This window comes from Streptomyces katrae, assembly GCF_002028425.1.
GTDB classification, from domain to species: domain Bacteria; phylum Actinomycetota; class Actinomycetes; order Streptomycetales; family Streptomycetaceae; genus Streptomyces; species Streptomyces katrae_A.
Genome location: NZ_CP020042.1, coordinates 1,335,034 through 1,360,471 on the forward strand (window position 1 = coordinate 1,335,034; position 25,438 = coordinate 1,360,471).

Annotated in this window: 23 protein-coding genes; 11 read left to right on the top strand and 12 right to left on the bottom strand. The window is 74.0% G+C overall.

What is annotated here, in order from left to right; genetic code table 11:
- Positions 1-325: 325 nt before the first annotated feature.
- The 4 genes from B4U46_RS06045 (at position 326) to B4U46_RS06060 (ending at position 6,302) form a co-directional block, all read left to right on the top strand.
- The gene (locus B4U46_RS06045) at positions 326-1,228 is read left to right on the top strand and encodes an alpha/beta fold hydrolase (protein WP_079424732.1); all 903 of its coding nucleotides are present in this window, start codon (positions 326-328) and stop codon (positions 1,226-1,228) included.
- Between the two features lie 145 nt (positions 1,229-1,373).
- On the top strand, positions 1,374-2,972 hold the full coding sequence (locus B4U46_RS06050) for an alkaline phosphatase D family protein (protein ID WP_398909265.1): 1,599 nt from the start codon (positions 1,374-1,376) through the stop codon (positions 2,970-2,972).
- A gap of 160 nt (positions 2,973-3,132) precedes the next feature.
- A complete protein-coding gene (locus B4U46_RS06055; protein WP_079424734.1) occupies positions 3,133-4,557 on the top strand; it encodes a GNAT family N-acetyltransferase in 1,425 nt (474 codons plus the stop codon).
- Positions 4,558-4,592: 35 nt separating this feature from the next.
- Positions 4,593-6,302: a DUF885 domain-containing protein gene (locus B4U46_RS06060; protein ID WP_079431591.1), complete on the top strand. Its 1,710-nt coding sequence runs from the start codon at positions 4,593-4,595 to the stop codon at positions 6,300-6,302.
- A gap of 76 nt (positions 6,303-6,378) precedes the next feature.
- Here the strand turns inward: B4U46_RS06060 and B4U46_RS06065 are convergent, their stop codons facing one another.
- Positions 6,379-6,891 carry a rhodanese-like domain-containing protein gene (locus B4U46_RS06065; protein ID WP_079424735.1) on the bottom strand — a complete coding sequence of 171 codons (513 nt, stop codon included), beginning with the start codon at positions 6,889-6,891 and terminating at the stop codon, positions 6,379-6,381.
- Between the two features lie 94 nt (positions 6,892-6,985).
- Here B4U46_RS06065 and B4U46_RS06070 point away from each other — a divergent pair, with 94 nt between their 5' ends.
- Positions 6,986-7,432 carry an Lrp/AsnC family transcriptional regulator gene (locus tag B4U46_RS06070; protein ID WP_079424737.1) on the top strand — a complete coding sequence of 149 codons (447 nt, stop codon included), beginning with the start codon at positions 6,986-6,988 and terminating at the stop codon, positions 7,430-7,432.
- On the opposite strand, the gene B4U46_RS06075 is transcribed toward B4U46_RS06070, so the two are convergent.
- The 3 genes from B4U46_RS06075 to B4U46_RS06085 form a co-directional block, all read right to left on the bottom strand.
- A complete protein-coding gene (locus tag B4U46_RS06075; RefSeq protein WP_079424739.1) occupies positions 7,422-10,433 on the bottom strand; it encodes an AAA family ATPase in 3,012 nt (1,003 codons plus the stop codon). The two genes, B4U46_RS06070 and B4U46_RS06075, sit on opposite strands and share 11 nt — an antisense overlap.
- Positions 10,430-11,596, bottom strand: a complete 1,167-nt coding sequence (locus B4U46_RS06080) for an exonuclease SbcCD subunit D (protein ID WP_079424741.1) — start codon at positions 11,594-11,596, stop codon at positions 10,430-10,432. Before B4U46_RS06080 ends, B4U46_RS06075 begins: the two co-directional genes overlap by 4 nt.
- A gap of 123 nt (positions 11,597-11,719) precedes the next feature.
- Positions 11,720-12,349 (bottom strand): YigZ family protein, encoded by a 630-nt coding sequence (locus B4U46_RS06085; RefSeq protein ID WP_079424743.1) that lies wholly within the window; start codon positions 12,347-12,349, stop codon positions 11,720-11,722.
- 573 nt (positions 12,350-12,922) lie between these two features.
- Between B4U46_RS06085 and B4U46_RS06090 the strand changes: the two genes are divergently transcribed.
- Positions 12,923-14,179 carry an IS110 family transposase gene (locus B4U46_RS06090; RefSeq protein WP_162501095.1) on the top strand — a complete coding sequence of 419 codons (1,257 nt, stop codon included), beginning with the start codon at positions 12,923-12,925 and terminating at the stop codon, positions 14,177-14,179.
- On the opposite strand, the gene B4U46_RS06095 is transcribed toward B4U46_RS06090, so the two are convergent.
- Complete coding sequence (locus tag B4U46_RS06095) at positions 14,176-14,610, bottom strand: hypothetical protein (protein ID WP_123996043.1); 435 nt, start codon at positions 14,608-14,610, stop codon at positions 14,176-14,178. The genes B4U46_RS06090 and B4U46_RS06095 overlap by 4 nt on opposite strands.
- 177 nt (positions 14,611-14,787) lie before the next feature.
- Here B4U46_RS06095 and B4U46_RS06100 point away from each other — a divergent pair, with 177 nt between their 5' ends.
- Positions 14,788-15,192, top strand: coding sequence for a CoA-binding protein (locus B4U46_RS06100; RefSeq protein WP_079424749.1), 405 nt, complete (start codon positions 14,788-14,790; stop codon positions 15,190-15,192).
- Positions 15,193-15,198: 6 nt separating this feature from the next.
- On the opposite strand, the gene B4U46_RS06105 is transcribed toward B4U46_RS06100, so the two are convergent.
- Positions 15,199-15,789, bottom strand: a complete 591-nt coding sequence (locus tag B4U46_RS06105) for a helix-turn-helix domain-containing protein (RefSeq protein ID WP_079431592.1) — start codon at positions 15,787-15,789, stop codon at positions 15,199-15,201.
- Between the two features lie 107 nt (positions 15,790-15,896).
- On the opposite strand from B4U46_RS06105, the gene B4U46_RS06110 reads away from it, so the two are divergent.
- On the top strand, positions 15,897-16,763 hold the full coding sequence (locus B4U46_RS06110) for an EamA family transporter (protein ID WP_079424751.1): 867 nt from the start codon (positions 15,897-15,899) through the stop codon (positions 16,761-16,763).
- Between the two features lie 168 nt (positions 16,764-16,931).
- On the opposite strand, the gene B4U46_RS06115 is transcribed toward B4U46_RS06110, so the two are convergent.
- Positions 16,932-17,678: an acyltransferase gene (locus B4U46_RS06115; protein ID WP_079424753.1), complete on the bottom strand. Its 747-nt coding sequence runs from the start codon at positions 17,676-17,678 to the stop codon at positions 16,932-16,934.
- 132 nt (positions 17,679-17,810) lie between these two features.
- On the opposite strand from B4U46_RS06115, the gene B4U46_RS06120 reads away from it, so the two are divergent.
- A complete protein-coding gene (locus B4U46_RS06120) occupies positions 17,811-18,413 on the top strand; it encodes a gamma carbonic anhydrase family protein (protein WP_237292682.1) in 603 nt (200 codons plus the stop codon).
- Positions 18,414-18,455: 42 nt separating this feature from the next.
- Here B4U46_RS06120 and B4U46_RS06125 read toward each other — a convergent pair whose 3' ends face one another.
- Positions 18,456-19,118 carry a DedA family protein gene (locus B4U46_RS06125; RefSeq protein WP_079424754.1) on the bottom strand — a complete coding sequence of 221 codons (663 nt, stop codon included), beginning with the start codon at positions 19,116-19,118 and terminating at the stop codon, positions 18,456-18,458.
- A 211-nt stretch (positions 19,119-19,329) separates the two neighbouring features.
- Positions 19,330-19,788 carry a DUF4442 domain-containing protein gene (locus B4U46_RS06130; protein WP_185117385.1) on the bottom strand — a complete coding sequence of 153 codons (459 nt, stop codon included), beginning with the start codon at positions 19,786-19,788 and terminating at the stop codon, positions 19,330-19,332.
- A 96-nt stretch (positions 19,789-19,884) separates the two neighbouring features.
- Here B4U46_RS06130 and B4U46_RS37265 point away from each other — a divergent pair, with 96 nt between their 5' ends.
- Both B4U46_RS37265 and B4U46_RS06140 read left to right on the top strand, forming a co-directional pair.
- Positions 19,885-20,922: a hypothetical protein gene (locus B4U46_RS37265; RefSeq protein ID WP_079424756.1), complete on the top strand. Its 1,038-nt coding sequence runs from the start codon at positions 19,885-19,887 to the stop codon at positions 20,920-20,922.
- A gap of 87 nt (positions 20,923-21,009) precedes the next feature.
- Entirely contained in the window at positions 21,010-22,296 is a 1,287-nt protein-coding gene (locus B4U46_RS06140) for an MFS transporter (RefSeq protein WP_079424758.1), read from the top strand.
- 46 nt (positions 22,297-22,342) lie between these two features.
- Here B4U46_RS06140 and B4U46_RS06145 read toward each other — a convergent pair whose 3' ends face one another.
- The 3 genes from B4U46_RS06145 to tuf form a co-directional block, all read right to left on the bottom strand.
- Positions 22,343-23,134 carry a spermidine synthase gene (locus B4U46_RS06145; protein WP_167747626.1) on the bottom strand — a complete coding sequence of 264 codons (792 nt, stop codon included), beginning with the start codon at positions 23,132-23,134 and terminating at the stop codon, positions 22,343-22,345.
- 88 nt (positions 23,135-23,222) lie between these two features.
- Complete coding sequence (locus B4U46_RS06150) at positions 23,223-24,083, bottom strand: patatin-like phospholipase family protein (protein ID WP_079424762.1); 861 nt, start codon at positions 24,081-24,083, stop codon at positions 23,223-23,225.
- Between the two features lie 90 nt (positions 24,084-24,173).
- A complete protein-coding gene (tuf, locus tag B4U46_RS06155; protein WP_079424764.1) occupies positions 24,174-25,355 on the bottom strand; it encodes an elongation factor Tu in 1,182 nt (393 codons plus the stop codon).
- Between the last annotated feature and the right edge of the window lie 83 nt (positions 25,356-25,438).

Consider the following 25,438-nt stretch of genomic DNA (forward strand, 5'->3'; position numbering starts at 1 on the left):
TCCTCCTGCGATCGCCGCCGTCGCCGTGTCCGGCGGTGGTTCCAGCGGCAGTTCCGCGCCGCAGTTCCGCGCCGCAGTTCCGCGCCTTTGTTTATTAAAGGTTCCTGCACTATCCCTGCGACGATAGGACGGTGCACCCCCTTGGTCAAGACCAATCCTGGCCAGCCTGCCGGGCAGAACGGGCATATGTAGCAAGACGTTCACGGGATGTTCGTGCCCACCGCACGTTTCCCCAAGCTCCCGCGTCGACGGCTACCGGACGGTAATGATGGGGCGGTCGTCTCCGACGGCCCCTCCCACTCGCGCCCACCCGACGAGGAGCAGCATGACCGCCACGGTCTCCTTCACGATCGATTCGCCGCTGGGTCCCCGCACCGCCACCGTCGCCCACGAGCGCAAGGGGGCGGGCGAACCCCTCCTCCTGCTGCACGGCATCGGCCACCACCTGCAGGCCTGGCACCCGGTCTCCGACATCCTGGCGGCCGAGTACGACGTGATCTGCGTCGACCTGCCCGGCTTCGGCGCCTCCGAGCCCCTCCCGCCGGGCGTCCCCTACGACCTCGCCACCGTCGCCCCGGCGCTCGGGAAGCTCTGCGCCGCGCTCGGTGCCGAGCGTCCGCACGTCGCGGGGAACTCCCTCGGCGGGCTGCTCGCCCTCGAGATGGGGCGCCTGGGTCTCGCCCGCTCCGTCACCGCCCTCTCCCCCGCCGGGTTCTGGACGGAGGCCGAGGGGGTGTACGCCTTCTGCGCCCTGCGCGCGATGCGGGCCGGCGCCCGGGCCCTGCCCCACTCCCTCCTGGAACGGCTCGCCCGCAGCGCCGCCGGCCGCGCCGCGCTCACCGGCGCCATCTACGCCCGCCCGGGCCGCCGCGCCCCGGAGGCCGTCGTCGCCGAGACCCTGGCCCTGCGGGGCGCCACCGGCTTCGAGCGGACGCTGGCCGCGGGTGACTCGGTCCGGTTCACCCACGACCTGCCCGGGCTGCCCGTGACGATCGCCTGGGGCTCCCGCGACCGGCTGCTGCTCCCCCGCCAGGGCCCGCGCGCCAAGCGGACGATCCCCGGGGCCCGGCTGGTGCGGCTGCGGGGCTGCGGACACGTCCCGATGAACGACGACCCCGCGCTGGTCGCCCGGGTCATCCGCGACACGGCGCACGGCACGGAACCCGCCGCCGCGCAGGGCCCGGCGCACGACACCGCCTCCGACGACGGCGCCCGCATCGACGCCTGACGGCGCGGCGGCCGCGGTCGCGGCCGCGCCGGTCGTGATCGGCTGACGGGTGTTCATCCACGGTTCGCGTGGGCGACCCGGCCGGTCCGGTGTGCGACGGCACACTGGTCCGGCCATCCCCCCTGCCGTCCCTGGAGACGCCCCCATGGCCTCGATGCCGCACACCCGACGGTCCCTGCTCGACGGGTCACTCGCCGTGCCGGTGGGCCTGGCCCTGTCCACGGCGCTCGCCGCGCCCGCACTGGCCGCCTCGCCGCGGGTCCCCGCCTTCACCCGCTCCGGCCGCCCGGCCGCCCTCTGGGGCGTCCAGGCCGGGGAGATCACCGCGCACTCGGCCACCGTGTGGACGCGCTCCGACCGGCCGGCGCGGATGTACGTCGAGACCTCCCCGAGCGAGTCGTTCCGTTACGGCGTCCACCGCCACGGCGGGCCCTTCCTCGGCCCGGCCACCGACTTCACGGGCACCACCACCCTGCGCGACCTCCCTCCCGGCCGGCAGCTCCACTACCGGGTCGTGCTCACCGACCCCGACGACCCCCGCCGCTGCGGCGAGCCGGTGCGCGGCAGCTTCCGCACCACCCCCGTCTCCCGCCGCCAGAGCGTGCGCTTCCTGTGGTCCGGCGACCTGGCGGGCCAGGGCTGGGGCATCAACCCGGAGCTGGGCGGGTACCGCGTCTTCGACGAGATGCGGCTGCGCGACCCCGACTTCTTCCTCTTCAGCGGCGACACCATCTACGCCGACGGGCCGCTCAAGGCGGCCGTGCCCCTGCCCGACGGCCGCGTCTGGCACAACGTCACCACCGAGGAGAAGGCCAAGGTCGCCGAGACCCTCGCCGAGTTCCGCGGGAACTTCCGCTACAACCTGCTCGATCACAACCTGCGCGAGTTCTACGCCCAGGTCCCGGTCCTGGCCCAGTGGGACGACCACGAGGTGCGCAACAACTGGTACCCGGGCCAGCTGCTCGACGACCCGCGCTACACCGTCAAGGACGTCGACACCCTCGCGGCCCGTGCCCGCCAGGCCTTCGGCGAGTACTTCCCCGTGACCGACCTGCGGGGCGGGCGCGCGGAGGGGCGGATGTACCGGGTGCTGCGGCACGGCCCGCTGCTGGACGTGTTCGTGCTCGACATGCGCACCTATCGCGACGCCAACTCGCCCGGCCGTCAGAGCGACGACCCGGTCGGCATCCTCGGCACCGAACAGCTGGCCTGGCTCAAGCGGGAGCTGTCGCGCTCCCGGGCCACCTGGAAGGTGATCGCCGCCGACATGCCGCTGGGCATCGTGGTGCCCGACGGGGCCGTGGACTTCGAGGCGGTCGCCCAGGGCGACCCGGGGGCCCCGCTGGGGCGCGAGCTCCAGATCGCCGACCTGCTGCGCCACATCAAGCACCAGCACATCACGGGCACCCTCTGGCTCACCGCCGACGTCCACTACACCGCCGCCAACCACTACGCCCCCGAGCGCGCGGCCTTCGGCGACTTCGCCCCGTTCTGGGAGTTCGTCTCCGGGCCCATCGGCGCGGGCGGCTTCCCGGCCGGCAAGCTGGACGCCACCTTCGGGCCGCGCACCGAGTACGTGCAGTCGGCGCCGGTCGCGAACATGTGCCCGGCGGAGAACCCCCCGTACTACGGCGAGGTCGAGATCGACGGCGACAGCGGGGAGCTCACCGTGCGGTTGCGCCGCCAGGGAGGCGGCGTACTCTTCACCCGGGTGCTCCAGCCGGGCCGCGTGGGACAGCCGTGAGCGTCGTGAGCCACGTGAGCCTCGTGAAAACACCCGGCCGACCAGGACGGTTCAGCTGAAATCGGCTGGAAAACCGGGAGAAACCGGCCAGATCGACACTTAACCAGTCGGTCACAGACCGTTCGCGATCACGCAACACCCGGGCGCCAGAGTGGTCTGCATGACTGACCGTACCCCTGCCTCCCGCGCCCCGCGTGCCCACCGCCACCACCACTGGCGCCGGGACCTCGTCGAACTCGCCGCCCTCTTCTGCGCCGTGGCCGTCGCCGACGGCATCGCCAACCTCGTCGCGCACGGCCCGAGCGGCCCGCTCCTGCTGGTCGCCTCGGCCGTCGCGCTCCTGGTCACGGCGGCCTTCCACACCTGGTGGGCCCGCCGGCACAGCCATGCGCCGCCGCCCGGGGGCGCGCCGGCCTCCGGTCCGCCCGCGCCCGACCCGCAGGAAGCCCCCGCCACCGCCGCACCGGCCACGGCCGGCGCCCTGTGGCGGATGCGGACGACCGTGCGCGACGAACCCGGCAGCCTCGCCTCGCTGTGCACGGCCCTCGCCCGGGCCGCCGTGGACATCCTGACCCTCCAGACCCACCCCCTCCCCGAGGGCGGCACGGTCGACGAGTTCCTGCTGTGCGCCCCCCGGGACCTGGCCAGCGCCGACCTCACCCGGGCCGTCGCCCGGGCCGGCGGCCGCAGCACCTGGATCGAGCGCGCCGACGCCCACGACCTGGTGGACACCCCCACCCGGGTCCTGGGCCTGGCCACCCGCACCGCCCTGGACGCCGCCGAACTCCCCCTCGCACTGCGCCAGCTGCTGGGCCGCTGCACCATCCGGTCCATCCCCGCCACGACCCTCTCCGGCCGCCCCAACACCGGCGGCGACGCCCCCGTGGAGGGCGTCCTGGAGACCACGGTGATGCGGCTGCGCGACCCCTCGGGCGGCGCGATCACCGTGGAGCGCCCCTATCTGCCCTTCACCCCCACCGAGTTCGCCCGGGCCCGCGCCCTGGTCGAGCTCGACGCCCGCCTGGGCCCCCGCGTCCCGCGCAGCCAGGACGTGCTCACCCTCCCCGAGGGCAACGAGATCACCGTCCGCCGCGCCGACGGCTCCGACCTCGCGGCCGCCCGCGCCATGCACGACCGGTGCAGCGAGCGCACCCTCGCCCTGCGCTACCACGGCCCCGTCGCCGACGCCGACCGCTACCTCGGCCACCTGCTCAGCCCCCGCTTCGGCCGCACCCTGGCCGCCACCACCGCCTCCGGCCGGCTCGTCGCCCTGGGCCACCTGCTGTGGGACGGGGACGAGACCGAGGTCGCCCTGCTCATCGAGGACGACTGGCAGCGGCGGGGCATCGGTTCGGAACTGCTGCGCCGGCTCCTCGCGATGGCCGTCGAGGCCGGCTCCGACAGCGTGTACGCCGTCACCCAGGCCTCCAACACCGGCATGGTCGCCGCCATGCGCGGCCTCGGCCTGCCCCTCGACTACCAGATCGAGGAGGGCACCCTGGTGATCACGGCCCGGCTGGAGCGGGTGAAGGCCGTCAGGCGCCGGGAATCCGCGCTCCGACAGGAGAACAAGCCCGTATGGTGATGACGGCGGGGGGCCCTCCGTACGAAGATGTCCGCATGTCAGAGACCCTCCACAGCGACAGCGCAGCCCTTCTGCCCCGCCAGGTCGCCGACGCCTACGTCGACGAGCTCATCGCCATCAACCCGATCATCGGCACCTACCTCGGTGTCGCCGCCAGCTCCGGCAAGCTCCCGGACTTCTCGCCCGCCGGCCGCGCCGCGGCCGCCCGGCTGTCGCGCGAGACCCTCGCGCGGCTCGACGAGGCCGAGCGGCTGCCCGGCGCCGACACCGACGCCGAGCGGCGCTGCGGCCGTCTGCTGCGCGAGCGCCTGAACGCCGAACTCGCCGTCCACGAGGCCGACGAGGACCTGCGCGCCGTCAGCAACATCCACTCCCCGGCGCACGAGGTCCGCGAGGTCTTCACCCTCACCCCCGCCGACACCGAGGAGGACTGGGCCGCGATCGCCGAGCGGCTGCGCGCCGTCCCGGCCGCCTTCGACGGCTACCGCGCGTGCCTGGCCCTCGGCCTGGAGCGCGGGCTGCTCGCCGGCCCGCGCCCCACCGCCACCTTCATCGGCCAGCTCACCACCTGGGCCGGCCAGGACGGCGACGGGGAACGGGACTTCTTCGGCGCGTTCGTCTCCGCCGGCCCCGACGCCCTGCGCGCCGAGCTCGACGGGGCCGCCGCGACCGCCACCGCGGCCGTGGCCGAACTCCGCGACTGGATGCGCGACGTGTACGCCCCGGCCGTCGCCGGCGCCCCGGACCCGGTGGGCCGCGAGCGCTACGCCCGCTGGTCGCGCTACTTCAACGGGACCGACCTGGACCTGGACGAGGCGTACTCCTACGGCTGGGCCGAGTACCACCGCCTGCTCGGGGAGATGAAGGCCGAGGCGGCCAAGATCCTCCCGGACGAGCCGAACCCGTGGAACGTGCTGCGCCACCTGGACGAGCACGGCACCCACATCGAGGGCGTGGACGAGGTCCAGGCCTGGCTGCAGGGCCTGATGGACGAGGCCATCGAGAACCTCGACGGCACCCACTTCGAGCTCGCCGAGCGGGTCAAGCGGGTCGAGTCCAAGATCGCCCCCTCGGGCGGCGCGGCGGCCCCGTACTACACCAACCCGTCGGAGGACTTCTCCCGCCCGGGCCGCACCTGGCTGCCCACGATGGGCCAGACCCGCTTCCCCGTGTACGACCTGGTCTCCACCTGGTACCACGAGGGCGTTCCCGGCCACCACCTCCAGCTGGCCCAGTGGACGCACGTGGCCGACCAGCTCTCGCGCTACCAGGCGAGCGTCGGTCTCGTCAGCGCCAACGCCGAGGGCTGGGCGCTGTACGCGGAGCGCCTGATGGACGAGCTGGGCTACCTCAAGGACGCCGAGCAGCGCCTGGGTTACCTGGACTGCCAGATGATGCGCGCCGCGCGCGTGATCGTGGACATCGGCATGCACCTGGGGCTGGAGATCCCGGCGGACTCGCCGTTCCACCCGGGCGAGCGGTGGACGGTGGACCTGGCGCAGGAGTTCTTCGGGCGGCACAGCGGCCGGCCGGCGGACTTCATCGAGAGCGAGGTGACCCGCTACCTGTCGATGCCGGGACAGGCCATCGGCTACAAGCTGGGCGAGCGCGCCTGGCTGCTGGGCCGGGACAACGCCCGCGCCGCGCGCGGCGAGTCCTTCGACCTGAAGGCCTGGCACATGGCGGCGCTGTCGCAGGGTTCGCTGGGTCTGGACGACCTCGTGGACGAGCTCTCGCGGCTCTGATCCCTCCCGGACGCGCCGACGGCCGCCCGCTCCCCCTCGGAAGGGGAGGCGGGCGGCCGTCGTACGCGGGGGCGGTTCAGCAGCCGCAGTCGTCGGAGTCGGTCGGGGCGGTCAGCGGGTCGGCCTCGGCGCGCTGCTGCGGGCCCTCCCAGGTCTCGACCTCGAAGCCCTCGCGGATCCAGTACTCGATGCCGCCCAGCATCTCCTTGACCTGGAAGCCGAGTTCGGCCAGGGCGAGGGCGGAGCGGGTGCCTCCGTTGCAGCCCGGGCCCCAGCAGTAGGTGACCACGGGGAGGTTCTTGTCGAGGAGCTTCTCGGCCTGTTCGGGGATCAGCGCGGTGGGCAGGTGGACCGCGCCGGGCACGTGGGCCTGGTCCCAGGACGGGGTGGAGCGGGAGTCGACGAGCTGGAAGCCGAGGTCGGCCCCCTGCTCGCGGTGCGCCTTGAAGGCCGCGGCGACGTCGGACACGTCCGCGTGGAAGGCCAGGCTGGCCGCGAAGTAGGCGGCGGCCGCGGCCGGGCTGGCCGGGGGGACCCGGAGCACGGGGTTGGCGGGGGCGGGGGCGGTCGTGGTGTTCGTCGTCGTCATGGCTCAAAATCTACGAACCCCTGATCATTCCGGGAAGTGGGATTCCCCGGCCTTCGCCTTGTCCGGCCGGGGAATCCCCTGCTAGACCTCCGCCATGACCGGATATTCCCCCGACGCCACCGACTGGCGCATCCTGGCGGTCCTCCAGCAGGACGGCCGGGCCAGCTTCACCGAACTCGCCCGCGCCGTGTCCATGTCCGCGAGCGCCGTCACCGAGCGGGTCCGCCGGATGGAGGAGGCCGGGATCATCACCGGCTACACGGCCGTCGTGGACCACGAAAAGCTCGGCAAGGCGATCCTGGCGCTGGTGCGGCTGCGCTATCCGCACGGCAACTACAAGCCGTTCCACGACTTCCTGGAGGCGACCCCGGAGATCCTGGAGGCCCACCACGTCACCGGCGACGACTGCTTCGTCCTCAAGGTGGCCGCCCGTTCGATGGCGCACCTGGAGGAGGTCACGGGCCGGACCGCGGGCCTCGGCCCCGTGACGACCAGCATCGTGTACTCGTCCCCGCTGGCACGCCGGCCGCTCAGTCCGTGACCCCGGCGGTGCGGTGGCGCACCACGGAGCCGCCGCGCTGCTTGACGATCTCCAGCTGGGCCTGCACCCGGGTGCGCAGGTCGCCGACGTGGCTGACGATGCCGACGCTGCGGTCGCGTTCGCGCAGCGAGTCCAGGACGTCGAGGACCTCGTCGAGGGCCTGGTCGTCGAGGCTGCCGAAGCCCTCGTCGATGAAGAGGGTGTCCAGGCGCATGCCGCCCGCCTCGTCGGTGACCACGTCGGCCAGGCCCAGGGCCAGGGCGAGCGAGGCGAAGAAGGTCTCGCCGCCCGAGAGGGTGGCGGTGTCGCGTTCGCTGCCGGTCCAGGAGTCCACCACGTGCAGCCCCAGGCCGGAGCGGCCGCGACCGCTCGCCCGGGCGTCGGAGTGGACGAGGGTGTAGCGGCCGCCGGACATGCGCAGCAGGCGTACGGTCGCGGCGGCGGCGACCTGCTCCAGCCGGGCGGCCAGCACGTACGACTCCAGCCGCATCTTGCGCTCGTTGTCGGCGGAGGTGCCCGCGGTGAGCCCGGCGAGGCGGGCCACGCGCTCGTAGGCCTCGCGCAGCGGGCCCAGGGCGCGCAGTTCCTGTTCGACCTGGCGGGAGAGCCGGTCCAGTTCGGCGCAGCGGACGCGGGCGGCGTCCACGGCCGAGGCGGCGGTGCGCAGCCGGGCGGCGGCCCGTTCCCCGGCGGCCTCGGCCGCGGCCGGGTCGGCCGGGGGCAGGGCGGCGGCCGCGGCGGTGTCGGTCTCGGCGCGCCGGTCGGCGAGCATCGCCTCCTCGGCCTGCCAGGCGTCCAGGCGGTGCTGGAGGGCGGTGCGCTCGTACTCGGGGAGCACGGCCTCGGCGGCCGCCTCGGTGGTGTCGAAGCCGGCCTTGAAGGCGGCGTCGGCGAGCCGGTCGTCGGCCTCTTTCAGCCGGGCGGTGGTCTCCTCGGCGCGGCGCAGGGCGGCGGCGGCCGTGGTGACCATCCGGATGCGGTCCTCCAGGGTGCGGGCACGGGCCGCGACGCTGGGCGAGTCGCCCCGGACGAGGACGAGTTCGGCTTCGAGGGCGGCCTGTTCCTCGTCAAGGGCCTCGCGCCGGGAGGCCCGGGCGGCGGCCCGGCGCTCGGCTTCGAGCCGGTCGGAGCTGCGCGCCTCGTGCTCCCGTTCGGCGCGGGCGAGGCGTTCGCGGGCCGTGTGGAGTCCGGCGGCCTCGGCGTGGGCGGTGGCGTGGCGGGCGCTCAGGTCGGCGGTGAGGGCGAGGAGTTCGGCGGTGGTGGCGTCGCCCGCGGCGCCGGCCGCCTCGGCCTCGGCCTCCCGGACGGCGGCGAGGCGCCGTTCGGCGGCCGTCCGGCGTTCCTCGGCTTGCTCGAAGCGGGCGTGGGCGGCGTCCTCGGCGGCCCGGTCCACATGGCCGGGGGCGGGGCGGGCCGGAGCGGGGTGCTGCGCCGATCCGCACACCGTGCAGGGCTCCCCCGGGGTCAGGGCGGCGGCCAGCTCGGCGGCGATGCCGCGCAGCCGGGCCTCCTTGAGGTCCAGCCAGCGCTCCTTGGCGGCGAACGACTCCTCGCGTGCGGAGTCCAGCTCTGCGGCGGCGGCTGCGGCGTCGGCGGCGAGGGAGTCACGGCGCCGGGCGGCGGCCAGCTGCGTCCGGGCGGGCTCCAGCCGGCCCGCGAGCTGCTCGGCGAGGGTGAGGGCCTGCTGGGCGGCGTCGACCCGCTCCTGCAGGGCGGCGCGGGTGGCCTCCCAGCGGGCCAGCCACTCGGCGGACTCCTGGTGCTGCTCGTCGGCGTCACGCGACTCGCGCTCCAGCGTGGCCCGCTCGCGGCCGATCTCGGCGCTGCGCTGTTCCGCCCGCTGGGCGGCGCCGGCCGCGCCGAGGTCCTCGCGCAGGCGCTGCTCGACGGCGCCGAGCTGCTCGGCGCCGGCCCCGGCGAGGGCGGGGGGCAGCTCCGCCCGGGCCAGGCTCTCGGCGTGCGCGGCGGTGAGGTGGGCGGCGGCCGCGGCCCCGCGCAGTTCCAGGGCGGGGGCCACGAGGGCGCCCCGGCGGGCCCGGTCCAGCAGCTCCCGCACCCGGGCGCGCTCCGGCTCGGCCTGCGCCAGCAGGTCGGCCCGGCGGGCGGTTTCGGCGTGGCGGCGCTGGAGCCGGTCGAGTTCCCGGGCCTCGTCAGCGGCGCGCCGGGCCGCGGCGTGCCGTCCCTCGGCGGCCGCCAGGGCATACTCGGCGACGGTGAGCCGCTCGCGGGCGGAGCAGCGGGCGACGGCGGCCCAGGCCCGGACGGCGCCGGCGAGGCCGGGGTCGCCGGGCTGGTGGGCGGGCAGGGGCCAGGCCCGCAGGTCGGCGCTGTCCCCGGCGGCCTGGGCGAGGCGCTGGGCGGCGGCGAGCACCTTCTCGTCGCCGGCCCGCACCTTGGCCTCGGCGGCCCGGCGGCGTTCGGCGAGCAGGGTTTCGACGGCGGCGAAGCGGCGGGTGTCGAAGAGGCGGCCGAGGAGCCGGCCGCGGGCTTCGGCGCCGGCCCGCAGGAACTGGGCGAACTCGCCCTGCGGGAGGAGGACCACCTGGCAGAACTGCTCGCGGCTCATGCCGAGGAGCTGTTCGATCTCCTCGCCGATCTCCTGGTGGGAGCGGCTGAGCGCGGTCCAGCCCGCCCCGGTGTGCTCGCGCAGCCAGGACTGGGCCTTGTCCTTGGTGGTGCCGGTGCCGCGCTTCTTGGGGCGGTCCTGTTCGGGGCGGCGGGTGATCTCGAGGCGGCGGCCGCCCACGGTGAGTTCGAGGGTGACCTCGGTCGGGGTGCCGGGGGCGGCGTGGTCGCTGCGCAGGGTGGTGCCGGGGGCCTGGCGCGAGCCGGGCACGGAGCCGTACAGGGCGTAGCAGACGGCGTCGAGCACGGAGGTCTTGCCGGCGCCGGTGGGGCCGTGCAGCAGGAAGATCCCGGCGCCGGAGAGGGCGTCGAAGTCGATGCTCTGGGGTGCGGCGAAGGGTCCGAAGGCGGTGATCTCCAGCCGGTGCAGCCTCATCGGCCGGCCTCCAGACGGCCGTCCTCGGCCCGTACGTCCTCGAACGCGCCGCGCAGGACGGCCCGTTCGGCCTCGTCGGCGGTGCCGCCTCCGCGGACGTGGGCGACGAAGTCCTCGGCGATCTCCTGGTCGCTGCGGCCCCGCAGGCGCTGGGCGTAGGAGGCGTCGCCGTCGTCCTGGCGGCCCTCGGGTTCGAAGGCGAGGCTGAGGGTGTGGGGGAAGCGGGCGGTGAGCCGGGCCATGGGGTCCTGGGGGCGGACGGGGTCGGTGAGGACCGCCTCGATCCAGCTGTCCTCGCGGCCGGTGAGCGCGAGGTCGTCCAGAAGGTCCTCCAGGCGGCCGCGGAGCCGGGCGAGCGAGCGGGGGACGGGGGTGTCGAGCCGTTCGGCGGTGATCTCCCCGGCGGGGCCGAGTTCGACGAGCCACATGCTCTTGCGGTGGTCGGCCTCGGAGAAGGAGTAGGCGAGCGGGGAACCGGAGTAGCGGACCCGTTCGTTGATCGTCTGGCAGCCGTGGAGGTGGCCGAGGGCCGCGTAGTCGACGCCGTCGAAGACGCCTGCGGGTACGGCCTCGACCCCGCCGACGGCGATGTCGCGTTCACTGTCGCTGGCCTGCCCGCCGGTGACGAAGGCGTGCGCGAGGACGACGGAGCGGGTGCCCTCGGGCCGGCCGGCCAGGTCGGCGCGGATCCGGTCCATGGCGGCGCCGAGGACGGCCTCGTGGCTGACCTTCTCCGTGGCGAACTCGTCCTTGACCAGGGCCGGTTCGAGGTACGGCAGCCCGTAGAGGGCGACGTCGCCGTGCGCGTCGGCCAGCAGCACGGGGTCGGCGCAGCCCGCCGGGTCGGTCCTGAGGTGGATCCCGGCCCGGCCGATGAGTCCGGCGCCGACGCCGAGCCGGCGGGCGGAGTCGTGGTTGCCGGAGATCATCACGGTGGGCACGCCGAGGTCGGCGAGCCGGTGCAGCGCCCGGTCGTAGAGCTCGACGGCGGGCAGCGGGGGCACGGCCCGGTCGTAGACGTCCCCGGCGACGAGGACCGCGTCGACCCCGTGTTCGCGCACGGTCTCGACGAGGTGGTCGACGAAGGCGGCCTGGGCTCCGAGCATGTTCACGCGGTGGAACGACCGGCCGAGGTGCCAGTCGGAGGTGTGCAGGAACTTCACTCGACCGCTCCGACCCGCACGTCCGCTCTCCTCCACGCCTGCCGCCCGCACCGGCGCACCCCTGCGCGCCGGCCATCCAAGGTAACCCGTCCCCGCCCCCGCCCCGGCCGCCTGCGCCCGGACTCAGCCCTCCCCGTAGGCCTCTCCGCCGAGTGCGAACCCGGCGGTTCCCGCGGTGACGTCGTTGAGCCACGCCCGGAAGGACTCCACGTCCGCCTCGGGCAGGCCGATGTCGATCGAGACGGCCTCCCCGTAGCGCACGTCCAGCACGGCGCGGCCGGTGGAGCGCAGGTCGTTCTGCGTCTTGCCGGCCCGCTGGTGGTCGACCGTGACGGTGGCCAGCCGGTAGCGGTGGCGGGTGACGGTACCGAGCGCGTCGAGGGCCTCCCCGACGACCCCGCCGTACGCCCGGATCAGCCCGCCCGCACCGAGCTTCACGCCGCCGTAGTACCGCGTGACGACGGCGACGGCGTAGCGCACGTCGCGCCGGGTGAGCATCTGCAGCATGGGCACACCGGCGGTACCGCCCGGCTCCCCGTCGTCGCTGGCCTTCTGGATGGAGGCGTCGGCGCCGATCACGTAGGCGAAGCAGTTGTGCGTGGCGGTGGGGTGCTCGCGCCGGATGCGCGCGATGAACTCCTGCGCCTCCTGCTCGGTCGCGGCGGGCGCGAGCGAACAGAGGAAGCGCGAGCGGTTGATCTCGGCCTCGTGCGACCCCTCACGGGCCACCGTCTCGTACTGGTCTGCCTTCACCGCTCCACCCTAATCCGTTGCTAAGAGCGGTCCGGCCGGATGAGAACCGGGTGGGCTGTTCGAGCGCCAGGGCCGTCACATCTGGCTCCACCCGGGCTTGCGAGGCCTTCCCGTAGATCGGTGGACGCCCCTGGTGCTCTTGGTGGTGGCGGTCGGGCGGGTGCCGAGGCGACGCCTTTCTGTAAGCGGGCATGCGATGCCTCCACGGAGATCGCGCGGGTCTCGGCGCCTCCCCGGCTCTCACCATGATGAAGCGGTGTTGACACCCGTCGGCACTGGGCGGACGTCTTCCCTACCCCAGGCCCGGAGGCCTCCTGCCAGAGCGACGCCACCCAGGGTCGCCGGGTGTCAACACTGCCTGCTTGATCACTCGTTGGTGTTGGCGGTGCGAGCCTGCTGCACGGTGACCTCTCGATACGCCCGAGCCAACCAAGCTCCCGCATAGACCGAGGCCCGTGGGGTGAGCTGGTACCACGAACGGCTACTGAGGTGGCGGACCGACCCTCGCGTCGAGTCCTGGGATTAGGTCGCTGCGTGGTCCCGCATGAGCTCGTGACCAGTACAAATAGCAACATGGGGAGGAACACTTTGATCTTCTGCGGCATCGACTGGGCGGAACGCACGCACGACGTCGCCCTGGTCGACGAGAGCGGCCAGTTACTGGCCAAGCGGCACATCACCGATGACGCCGCCGGCTACAAGATCCTGCTGGATCTGCTCGCCGAGTACGGTGACACGGAAGAATCCCCGATCCCGGTGGCAATCGAGACGTCCCGGGGCTTGCTGGTGGCGGTGCTGCGGACCGGCAAGCGGCAGGTGTTCGCGATCAACCCGATGGCCGCGGCCCGCTACCGCGACCGGCACTCCGTCTCCCGCAAGAAGTCCGACCCCGGCGACGCCCTCGTCCTCGCGAACGTGCTGCGGACCGACATGCACGCCCACAGGCCGCTTCCGCAGGACAGCGACCTGGCCCGCGCCGTCGCTGTCCTCGCCCGTGCTCAGCAGGACGCCACCTGGAACCGGCAACAGATTTCCAACCAGCTCCGTTCCCTGCTGCGCGAGTACTACCCGGCTGCTCTCGCGGCCTTCGAACCCTGGAAGAACGGGCTCTGCCGACCCGAGGCCCACCAGATCCTCAAGCTGGCTCCGACGCCGGCCAAGGCCGCTCGCCTGACCCGCACACAGTTACAGGCCGCGCTCAAGCGGGCCGGTCGCCAGAGGGGGATCGCTGCCGGCGCCGAGCGGCTCCGCGAGGTCTTCCGAGCCGAGTGGGCCCACCAGCCGCCGCTGGTCGAGGATGCACTTGGCAAGCAGATGCTGGCCCTCCTGCTTCAGCTGGAGGCCGCCTGCACCGCGGCTGACAACCTTGCCGAGGCGGTCGAAGAGGCGTTCGCGCAGCACCGGGATGCTGAGATCATCCTCAGCTTCCCCGGCCTCGGGACCCAGTTCGGCGCCCGGGTGCTCGCCGAGATCGGCGACGACCGGAAACGGTTCGCCGACGCTCGCGGACTGAAGGCATACGCCGGCGCCTCGCCCATCACCAGGGCCTCCGGCAAGAAGTCGAGCATCACCCGCCGCTGGGTGAAGAACGACCGCCTCAATGCCGCCGGCTATCTCTGGGCATTCTCCGCGATCACCGCTTCGCCCGGTGCGAAAGCCCACTACCGGCGACGCCGCGACAACCACGCGGACTGGCACGCCGCCGCCCAGCGCAACCTCTTCAACCGCATGATCGGCCAGCTCTACCACTGCCTCCAGCAGGGCCAGCAATACGACGAGGAGCTGGCCTTCCCAGCCCCACCTGTCCAGATGGGAACAGCGGCCGCCTAGCCAGAGGCCGCTTGCTGGTCCGGGGACCGCACCCAGGGGGCGAAGCGCTGCTCCGGGCCTGCATCCTCGCGCCAGTACCGCAGGACGGACTCCTGGACGACCTCGAACCGCTCGGCTGCGATCAGGCACGAGACCGGCTCCTGCCCGCCCGCATCGGCCTCGAAGGCGACCACGACGGGCGGCCTTTCGCCGACCTGACGCGTGACGCTGAGGACCTCGTCCGCGGTCGGTGCACGGAAGATCGGATCGTGAAACGCCGCAGGGCAGCAGACGAAGAACGGATCGCCGAAGACCAGCTCCAGGCCATGGTGGTAAGCCAGGTCGTAGCCGGCAGCAAGCCTGAGCTGCCCGCCGTCCCAGGCGACCACGTCCCAGTCCCACCAGTTCCCTTCAGGGAGCTGGATCGCAGCATGAGCTCCTTCGATGTTCACCCGGCGTCCCCCTTGCTCGTTCGAACAGATCGACAGGCTACACAGGGGCTACGCCCAGGCGACTTGACGAGTTAAGGCCCTGAGGTGTCTACGGGGAATCGGGCTGGGGTCCTTTTCGTTGATCCGGCGGAACCGGTGGGACCATCCGCCGGGGCAGGCGGCAGCAGGAGGCGGCACGTGTACGGCGATCAGGAGACCATCCGCAGGATCCTCACCGAGCTCGGCGACACCTGGGCGGTGGTGGGGCTGTCCAACAACGAGGACCGGGCGGCCTACGGTGTGGCCAAGGTGCTCCAGCGGTTCGGCAAGCGCGTCGTGCCCGTCCACCCGAAGGCGGAGACGGTGCACGGGGAGCCGGGCTACCCCTCGCTGGAGGCCATCCCCTTCAAGGTGGACGTGGTGGACGTCTTCGTGAACAGCACGCTGGCCGGTGAGGTCGCGGACGAGGCGGTCGCCGCCGGGGCCGAGGCCGTCTGGTTCCAGCTGAACGTGATCGACGAGGCCGCCTTCGCCCGGACCCGCGAGGCCGGGCTGGCGATGGTGATGGACCGCTGCCCCGCCATCGAGATTCCGGCGCTCTAGCCCCCGTCAGCGGTGGCCGTCCGCCCCCTGCACGGGCGGGATCGAGACGGCCATGGTCATCTCCATCGCCACCGCGCCCTCGTTGCGGTAGGCGTGCGGGACGTTCGCCTCGAAGGAGACGGCGCCGCCGGCCGGCACCACGTGCCGGGCGTCGGCGACCTCGAGGGTCAGCTCCCCCTCCGTGACGTGCAGCATCTCGAACGTTCCCGCCGGGTGCGGGTCGGACGAGGTGCCGTCGCCGGGCTCCAGCCGGTAGGTCCACATCTCCACCGGGCCGCGCCGGTCGTCGCCCAGCAGCATGCGCGCCTCGCTGCCCGGTTCGCCGGACCACATCCGGACCCCCTGCCCCGGGAGCACCACGTGCACCTGCGGGCTGCGGTCGTGGTCGAGCAGGGTGGTGATGCTCACCCCGAGGGCGTCGGCCAGTTTGACCGTGGTGCCGACGCTCGGGTTCGTACGGGCCTGCTCGATCTGGATGATCATGCCGCGGCTGACCCCCGCGCGGGCCGCGAGCGCGTCCAGGGTGAAACCGCGCTCCCCGCGCCACCGCTTGAGGTTCCGGGCGAGCGCCTGGGTGAGCTGTTCGAGATCCGACACCATTCCGTCCAATATTTTGGATGACACAGTTCAACAGACTGAACTAACCTGCGGTGTATTCGATGCTGCACTCCACCGTTCACCGAACTGTACTGCGAGGTCCTGCCATGACCGCCCTCTTCGCCCTGGCCACAGCCCTGCTCTGGGGCCTCGCCGACTTCGGCGGCGGGCTGCTGACGCGCCGCCTTCCGGCGCTCACGGTGGTCGTGGTCTCGCAGATCGCCGCCGTCCTCGTGCTCGGCTCCGTCGTCCTCGCCGCCGGCGCCTGGCGGGAGGCCGGCCCGCAGCTGTGGTTCGCGGTGGCGGCGGGCCTGGTCGGACCGGCGGCGATGCTCAGCTTCTACAAGGCGCTCGCCCTGGGCCCGATGGGCGTGGTCTCGCCGCTGGGCTCCGTCGGTGTCGTCGTGCCGGTCGGGGTGGGGCTGGTGCTCGGCGAGCGGCCGGGGGCGGGCCAGTTCGCGGGGATCGCGGTGGCCGTGGTCGGCATCGTGCTCGCGGGCGGACCCGAGCTGCGCGGCGCGCCCGTCCAGCGGCAGGCGGTGGTCCTGACCCTGGTCGCCGCCTTCGGCTTCGGCGCGGTGATGGCGCTGATCTCGCAGGCCTCCACCACCGTCACCGGACTGTTCCTCGCGCTGTTCGTCCAGCGGGTCACCAACGTCGCCGTCGGCGGGGCCGCCCTGTGGGCGCAGACCCGGCGCGGCGTCCCGGCACTGCCGGAGGGCACCGGCCCGCGCGTCCTGTGGGGGCTGCTGCCCGCGCTGGTGTTCGTGGGCCTGGCGGACGTCGCGGCCAACGGCACCTACTCGCTCGCCGCGCAGAACGGCCCCGTCACGGTGGCCGCCGTGCTCTCCTCGCTCTACCCGGTGGTCACGGCCCTCGCCGCTTTCGCCGTGCTCAGGGAGCGGCTGCGCAGCATCCAGGCGGCGGGCGCCGGCCTGGCCCTGGCCGGCACGGTCCTGCTGGCGGCCGGCTGAGCCCGGAACCGTCGTCGGCCCTCGCCGGCTCACCACCGCTCCACGGGCCTCCCTCGGCGGTACGAACCCACGCCGCGCCCGGCCGGGCCGAGGCCGGCCGGGCCGAGGCCACGGGCCTGCGCCCCGCACCGCCGGGCCCGGCGCCGCCCGGACCGCGCCGACGGGGCGCTACTGCTCCGCGGCCTCGGCCAGCGCCGCCAGGCCGCGCAGCTGCGCCGAGGTCACCCCGTCGGGGATCGGCACCGGCGCCGGGGTGCGCAGCGGCGGCTGCCAGCCCGTCTCCGGCTCCCAGCGGCGCACGATCCGGGCCGGGGCCCCCGCCACCACGGCGTGGTCCGGCACCTCTCCCCGTACGACGGCCCCCGCGGCCACCACCACGTTGCGGCCCAGCTTCGCCCCGGGGAGGATCACCGCCCCCGTGCCCAGCCAGCAGCCCGGGCCGATCTCCACCGGGGCACTGCGCGGCCACTGCTTGCCGACGGGCTCGTGCGGGTCGTCGTAGCTGTGGTTGGTGGAGGTGATGTAGACCCCGGGCCCGCAGAACGTGTCGTCGCCGATGCTGATGCGGGCGTCCGCGATGACGTGGCTGCCCCGGCCGAGGACCACGCCGTTGCCCAGGACCAGTACGGGGTCGGGGCCGAGGTCGAGGTCGGGCATCATCCCGGCGGTCAGCGTGACCTGCTCGGCGATGATGCAGTGGCCGCCCATTCGGATCCACGGCTCGCCGAAGACGGTGCCCTGGGGGAAGGCGAGCCGGGTGCCGTCGCCGATGGCCCCGAACCGCAGCCTGCCCGGGTTCTGCGCGGTGACCGCGCCGGCCTGCTGCATCCAGCGCCAGCCCGCGTGGACCGCGCGGCTGGCGACGCGGCGGCGCAGGGCGGCCAGGGATGAGAACGTGTTCTGGTTCTTCGGCACCCGGCCACGGTAGTGGGCCGCGCGGCGGACGTCGGGACCGCGTTCCTGTGATCTTCACCCCATCGCCGCCCGAGGGCGGCCCGTGCCCTACCGTGCCGGTAGCGCGGCATCCGGAAACAGAGGGAAACGATCATGACGAACCACACGGGCCACACGGGCCACACGGGCCACACGGGCCACACGAGCCAAGGTGGTCAGGCCGGTCAGGGAGCTCTCATCGCGGCCGTGGGCGACCGTCGGCCGTCCGTGGACCCGACCGCGTTCACCGCCCCGACCTCGGTCGTGGTCGGCGACGTCACCCTGGGCGCCGGCGCCAGCGTCTGGTACTCGGCGGTGCTGCGCGGCGACTGCGGCCCGATCACGCTGGGCGCCGACAGCAACGTCCAGGACAACTGCACGCTGCACGTGGACCCCGGCTTCCCGGTGTCCGTCGGCGAGCGGGTCTCCATCGGCCACAACGCCGTCGTGCACGGCTGCACCGTGGAGGACGACTGCCTGATCGGAATGGGCGCGACCGTGCTGAACGGGGCCGTGATCGGTGCCGGTTCGCTGGTGGCGGCGCAGGCCCTGGTCCCCCAGGGCATGGTGGTCCCGCCCGGCTCACTGGTCGCGGGCGTGCCGGCCAAGGTGCGGCGGGAGCTCACCGCCGAGGAGCGCGAGCACATCAAGGTGAACGCCGCGATGTACACGGAGCTGGCGCAGCAGCACCGGGCCTCGGTGACCCCGGAGTCCTGACGCCGCCGGGCTCCCGGGGCGGGCGGCCCCGGGAGCCGTGGGTCAGTCCGCGGCGCCCGCCGGGGCGGTCACCCGCTGGGCCGCTTCCGCGCGGGCGGCGGCCGCGGCCTTCTTCATCCGGCCGCGGACCACCAGCGTGACGACGAGCCCGAGCAGCAGGGCCGCCACCAGGGCCAGCCAGGAGAACCGCTTCAGCCACGGCTCCGCCACGATGCCGACGGTGTAGATGACCGCCGTGGTGCCGCCGGCCCAGAGGATGCCGCCGAGGACGTTGGCGATCAGGAAGCGCCAGTACGGCATGCGCAGCACACCCGCGAGCGGCCCGGCGAAGATCCGCAGCAGGGCCACGAACCGGCCGAAGAAGACGGCCCACATCCCCCAGCGGTCGAACGAGCGCTCCGCCACGGCCACCTGCTCCGGCCCGAAGTGCTTCGGGAACCGCCGGCCCAGCTTCTCCAGCAGCGGCTTGCCGCCGCGCCGCCCGATCGCGTACCCGATGGAGTCGCCGACGATCGCCCCCGCGATCGCGCAGAGCCCCAGGACCACGGGGTCGATGTGCCCTTGCTGCGAGGCCAGCAGGGCCGCGCTCACGAGGATGATCTCTCCGGGCAGGGGGATGCCCAGGCTCTCCAGTCCGATGACCAGACCCACCAGGAGATAGACACTGATCGCCGGAATCGTCTCCAGCCATTCCTGGACGTGCACCGGTTCGCCCTCCCTCGTCGTCACCGGCGCGCCCGGGGGACACGCCGAACGAGCAGCCTATCCGCTCCCCACCACAGGCTTTGCCCGCAGCACGGGTTCCCGGGGCGAACGACCGGCGAACACCTCCCGACGACCTGAACCGCACGGTGGGCGCGCGGCGCGCTCCAGGCGGCCGCCCGCCCCGCTACGTCACCGCCCCGCTACCGGCCCGTCAGGCGGTCGCGTGGGGACGCAGCGTCCAGACCACGGTCATCTCGCCCGTGACGGCCTCGTCCTCGCGCTGGATCGCGATGGTGACCGGGAACTCCGGGCGGCCGCCCGCGTCGAGCTCGGCGACGACCTCGGAGGCCGGGCGGCCGAGGGTGGCGGTGGCCGTCACGACGCCCTTGGCGAGCTTCTTGTAGCCGATCTCGGCCTTGACGGCCAGCGGCACCGCGCGCGAGAGCTGGTCGCCGAAGGCGGCCAGGACGATCGCGCCGCTCGCGGACTCGGCCAGGGTGAACATCGCGCCGGCGTGCGGGCCGCCGACGTGGTTGTGGAAGTCCGGCTGGTCCGGGAGCCGGACGACGGCGCGCTCCGCGGTGGTCTCCAGGAACTCGAGGTTGAGGGTGCGGGCCATCGGCACGGTCTGGGCGAGCAGTTCGCCCACGTTCATCTGTTCTGCGCTCATGGCACGCGATGTTACCCACGAGTAGATGAACTTGGCCAGAGCCTGCGAGGGGGCGGACGTGGCTCCCGCAGGCCGCTCCCACTATGGTTACCGGCCATGTGGCCAGGACAGCAGCAGCCGCCCGGGGGACAGCAGGGCCCCCAGGACGCGCAACAGAACCCGTACCAGCAGCAGCCGGGACAGCCGAACCCGTACCAGCAGCAGCCCCAGCCGGGTTTCGGTCAGCAGCAGCCCGGCTACGGCTACCCCCAGGCGGGCGGTTACCAGACCCCGCCGCCGGTCCAGCCGTGGGGTCAGCCCACCCCGCAGCCGCCCGCACCGCGGGCTTCCGGCGGGAGCCCGTTCTCGACGAAGACCGTGGCCATCGTGGCCGCCTCGGCGGTCGTCGTGACGGCGGCCGCGACCGGAGCCTTCGTGCTCACCCGGGACGACAAGGGGAGCAACCAGGCGAGCAACAAGCCGGCCGCCGCCTCCTCCGCGCCCGCCACCTCGGCCGCACCGCCCGCCCCGAGCGACAACCCGCGCGGCGGCGGCGACGCCAAGCCCGTCATCCCGGGCTGGAAGGTGGTCATGAACCCGAAGCACGGCACCGCCTTCGACGTCCCGCCGGAGTGGAACGTGGCCGGCTCCGGGGTGATCGCCGGCTTCGAGGACACGAAGAAGGGCGACGGCTCCCCTCTCGTCACCTTCTCCGCACCCGCCTTCCTCAAGGAGGACTGGTGCAAGGTGGACTCCAACAAGGACGGCAAGGAGGAGAGCACCGGGCTGGCCGGCACCGGCACCAAGGGCGGCCAGGGCGCCAAGGACACGGCCGGGGCCGCACACAGCGAGGCGGGCACCTGGGTGTTCGCCGCCTTCTCGCAGAAGCTCCCCGAGGACAGGGTCAAGATCTCCCCGTCGAAGGAGTTCACGACCCTCTCCGGCCTCAAGGGGCACTACGCGACGGCGACCGTCAGCGACATCCCCAAGGAGAACAAGTGCTCCACGGACGGCAAGAGCATCGCCTTCAGCTTCCGCAACTCCAAGGGTGACTTCGCCAGCTGGGTCCTGTGGAGCGCGGCCGGGGTCCCCGGCGAGGTGGACCAGGCCACCGAGGAGAAGATCATGAGCTCGGTCCGCCTCCTCGGCAACTGACCTCGCGCACCACCCCACCCCCGGGCCGATTATCCGTTTTCCGGTTATTCGTTTGGATTCTCGGCCCGGGGCAGGGATAGTCCCCGGGTGAGCTCTCCCCCCGCCGGCTTCCCCGCCCCCTCACGCCGCCTGCCCTCCTGGGCGGGCCGCAACTACGCCCTGCTGACCGGCGCCGCGGTCGTGACGAACCTCGGCAGCCACGGAGCGCTCATCGCCTCCGCCTTCGCCGTCATGGACGCGGGCGGCTCCGGCGGCGACGTCGGCCTCGTCGCGGCGGCCCGTACGCTGCCCCTCGTCCTCTTCCTGCTCGTCGGCGGCGCCCTCGCCGACCGGCTCCCGCGCCACCGCGTGATGGTCGCGGCCAACGCCCTCAACTGCCTCTCGCAGGCCGCTTTCGCGGTGCTGGTCCTCACCGGCGAGCCCCGGCTGTGGCAGATGATGCTGCTCACCGCCCTCTGCGGCACCGGCACGGCGTTCTTCAACCCGGCCGCCGAGGGGATGCTCCTCTCCAGCGTCTCGGGCGAGCACTCCAACCGCGCGTTCGCGCTCTTCCGGATGGCGATGAACGGCGCGGGCATCGGCGGCGCAGCCCTGGGCGGCGCCCTGATCGCGGCGATCGGCCCCGGCTGGGTCCTCGCGGTGGACGCGGCCGCCTTCGCCGTCGCGGGCGCCCTGCGCGCCTTCCTCGACGTCGGCCACATCGCCGAACGGCCCCCGGGCGGGGGCCTGCTGGCCGACCTGCGCGAGGGCTGGGTGGAGTTCCGCTCCCGGGCCTGGCTGTGGAGCATCGTGCTCCAGTTCTCCGTCGTCGTCGCCGTCGTCGGGGCCGCGGAGTCGGTGTACGGGCCCCTCGTCGCCCGCGACCGGCTGGGCGGGCCGGCCCCCTGGGGGGTGGCCCTGGCCTTCTTCGGCCTGGGCACGATCGCCGGGGCCGTCCTGATGATGCTGTGGAAGCCGCGCCGCCTGCTGCTGGTCGGCACCCTGTGCGTGTTCCCGCTGGCGCTGCCCTCGGCGGGCCTCGCGGTCCCGCTGCCCGCCTGGGGGCTGTGCGCGGTGATGCTCGTCAGCGGCACCGCCGTCGAGGTGTTCGGCGTGAACTGGATGACGACGATGCACCAGGAGATCCCCGAGGAGAAGTTCTCCCGGGTCTCCGCCTACGACTGGTTCGGCTCGCTCTCCCTGCTCCCCCTGGCCACCGCCCTGGCCGGCCCGGCCGAGACCGTCTTCGGGCGCACCCCGGCCCTGTGGGGCTGCGCGGCCCTGGTGATCGTCCCCACGGCCCTGGTCCTCCTCGTTCCGGAGGTCCGCCACATCACCCGCAGGCCGGTCCCCGACAAGTCCGCCGCGGCCGGGTCCAGCCTCGCCGGCGTGTGAACCCCCACCCGTCACTGCGCCCGTCCACACGCGTGACCCCCGCCCGTCACCCGACGCTGAACGCCCCCTCCGGCGGCTCCGGCGAAGCGACGGCATCGGCGTCCGCCACCGCGACCGCGCCCCGCATGAACCGCCGCAGCCCCTCCCCCGTCTCCACCCGCGCCGCGAACGCGTCCCCGGCACACCGCCGGGCCAGAGCGGCCACCGGCAGCGGGGCGTCGGAGGCCAGCAGCACCGCGTTGCCGAAGCGCCGCCCGCGCAGCACCCCCGGCTCGGCGATCAGCGCGAGCTCCCCGAACACGGCGGCGAAATTGGCCAGCTGGGCCTTGAGGAAGCCGAACGGCGCCCCGTCGGCCAGGTTCGCCGCGTAGAGGCCGCCGGGCCGCAGCACCCGGGCGGCCTGCCGGGCGTACTCCACCGAGGTCAGCTGAGCCGGCACCCGCGAGCCCCCGAACACGTCGGCGACCAGGACGTCCGCGCTCGCCCCCGGGGCCCGCTCCAGCCAGGCCCGGGCGTCGGCGGCGTGCACCTCCACCCGCGCCGCGGCCGCCAGCGGCAGGTGCTGCGCCACCAGCTCCACCAGCCCCGCGTCGAACTCGACCACGGTCTGGCGGGAGCCCGGCCGGGCCGCCGCCGCGTAGCGGGGCAGGGTCAGCGCGCCGCCGCCCAGGTGCAGCAGGTCCAGCGCCACCCCCGGTTCGGCCGCGCAGTCCAGTACGTGCGCGAGGCGCCGCACGTACTCGAACTCCAGGTGCTCCGGCTCGTCGAGGTCCACGTAGGACTGCGGAGCCCCGTTCACGGTGAGCAGCCAGGCCCGCTCCCGGTCCACGTCCGGCATCAGCTTGGCGGTGCCCTGGGCCGTTTCCCGGATCACCGGGATCTGTTCGTCGCTCACCCCACCATTGTCGGGCCCGCCGCAGGCCCCCTCAGGCCGACGTCCAGACGGCGGCCGCCTCGGCCACGTGCGCGGCGGCCTGGGCCAGCCCCGCCCGCGCCGCGGGGGCCCGCCGGGCGGGGTCGAGCAGGTTGCGGCCGAAGGCCTTGCGGGCCTCCGGGGACGAGACGATCAGCAGCACCCGGGCACCCTCGGCCCGCAGCCGCTCGGCCTGCTGGACGGGAGAGGGGAGCTTCCCCACGCCGACGGGCAGCGGGGCGAGGATCACCACGCGCCGGTAGCCGGCCGCCAGGTCGGCGTTGACGGCGGAGCGGACGCCGCCGTCCACGTACCGGCGGCCGTCGATGGTGACGGGCGGCCAGACCCCGGGCACGGCGCAGCTCGCCGCGACGGCGTCCACCAGCCCGGCCCCGCGCTCCCGGTCGAAGAGGGCGCTCTCGCCGGTCAGCGCGTCGACGGCGGTGACGACCAGCCGCCGCTCGGGCCACTCGTGCGAGACGAGCCGGGCCGCCAGGACCGCGCGCCGCTCCGCCTCGTCGGGGGTGTCGGCGGCGAGGGCGATGGTGCCGACCCGCCTGCCGTACTCGGCGGCGTCGCGCGAGCGGACCATGGCGAGGGCGTACCGGGCGATCAGGCCCGCGCCGAACTTCGCCGCGATCTCCCCGGCGGGGTCGGCGAGCTGGCGCTCGTACAGCTCGCGCGGGGTGAGCAGCCCGGAGGCGAGCTGGGCGCCGACCACCGAGCCGGCGGAGGTGCCGACGACGAGGTCGGCGCCGGTGAGGTCCACTCCGGCGCGGGCGAGGCCGTAGAGGATCCCGGACTCCCAGCCGACGCCGGTGAGCCCGCCGCCTCCGAGCACCAGTGCCGTCTCGCGTGCCGTGTCGCCGCTCATCGCCGCCCGCCCCTCGCTCCCCCCACGGGCCACCCGTGTGGTGACGGCAGTCTGGCAAAGCCGGACCGCCGCCACCACAGCCGGGGGCCGCTACCCGAGGACCTCGGTCACCGTCCCCGCGCCGACCGTGCGCCCGCCCTCGCGGATCGCGAAGCCGAGGCCCGCCTCCAGGGGCACGTCCCGGCCCAGCTCGACGGTCATGGTGACCGTCTCCCCGGGCCGGGCCACCCCGGCCGCGCCGAGGTCCACGTCCCCGACCACGTCGGCGGTGCGGATGTAGAACTGCGGCCGGTAGCCGGAGGACAGCGCCGTCGTCCGGCCGCCCTCGCGCGCGGAGAGGACGTACACCTGCGCGGTGAAGCGCCGCCGCGGAGCCACGCTGCCGGGCGCGGCGACCACGTGGCCGCGGCGCACCCCGTCACGGTGCACCCCGCGCAGCAGCAGCGCCACGTTGTCCCCCGCCTCGGCGGCCTCCATCGGTTTGCCGAAGGTCTCCAGGCCCGTGACGATGGTCTCCACGGGCTCGCCCTCGCCCCCGAGGAGCGCGACGCGGTCGCCGAGCCGGACGGTGCCGCGCTCGACGGCGCCGGTCACGACGGTGCCGCGGCCGGTGATGGTCAGGACGTTCTCGACCGGCAGCAGGAACGGCGCGTCCGTGTACCGCACGGGCGTCGGCACGTACGTGTCCACCGCGTCGAGCAGCGCCTCGATCGCCGCGGTCCAGCGCGGGTCGCCCTCCAGTGCCCCGAGCCCGGAGACCCGGACGACCGGGGCCTCGTCGCCGCCGTAGCCGTGGGCGGTGAGCAGCTCGCGGACCTCCAGCTCGACCAGGTCGGTCAGCTCCGGGTCGCCGGCGTCGGCCTTGTTGAGGGCCACCACGATGTGGTCCACCCCGACCTGCCGGGCGAGGAGCACGTGCTCGGCGGTCTGGGGCATGACCCCGTCGAGGGCGGAGACGACGAGGATGGCCCCGTCGAGCTGGGCCGCGCCGGTGACCATGTTCTTGATGTAGTCGGCGTGGCCGGGCATGTCGACGTGGGCGTAGTGGCGGGTGCCGGTCTCGTACTCGACGTGGGTGAGGTTGATGGTGATCCCGCGCCGGGCCTCCTCGGGGGCGCGGTCGATCCGGTCGAACGGCACGAAGGAGGCGCCGCCGCGCTCGGCGAGGACTTTGGTGATGGCGGCGGTGAGGGTGGTCTTGCCGTGGTCGACGTGACCCATGGTGCCGATGTTGAGGTGCGGCTTGGTGCGGGCGAAGGCCGTCTTGGCCATGGTGTCTTTCCCGTGTCTCGAAGCTGGAACGGGACCCCTGGAGCGAACCGACCCTCCCCCTGCGGGGTCCGCCGGACGATCCG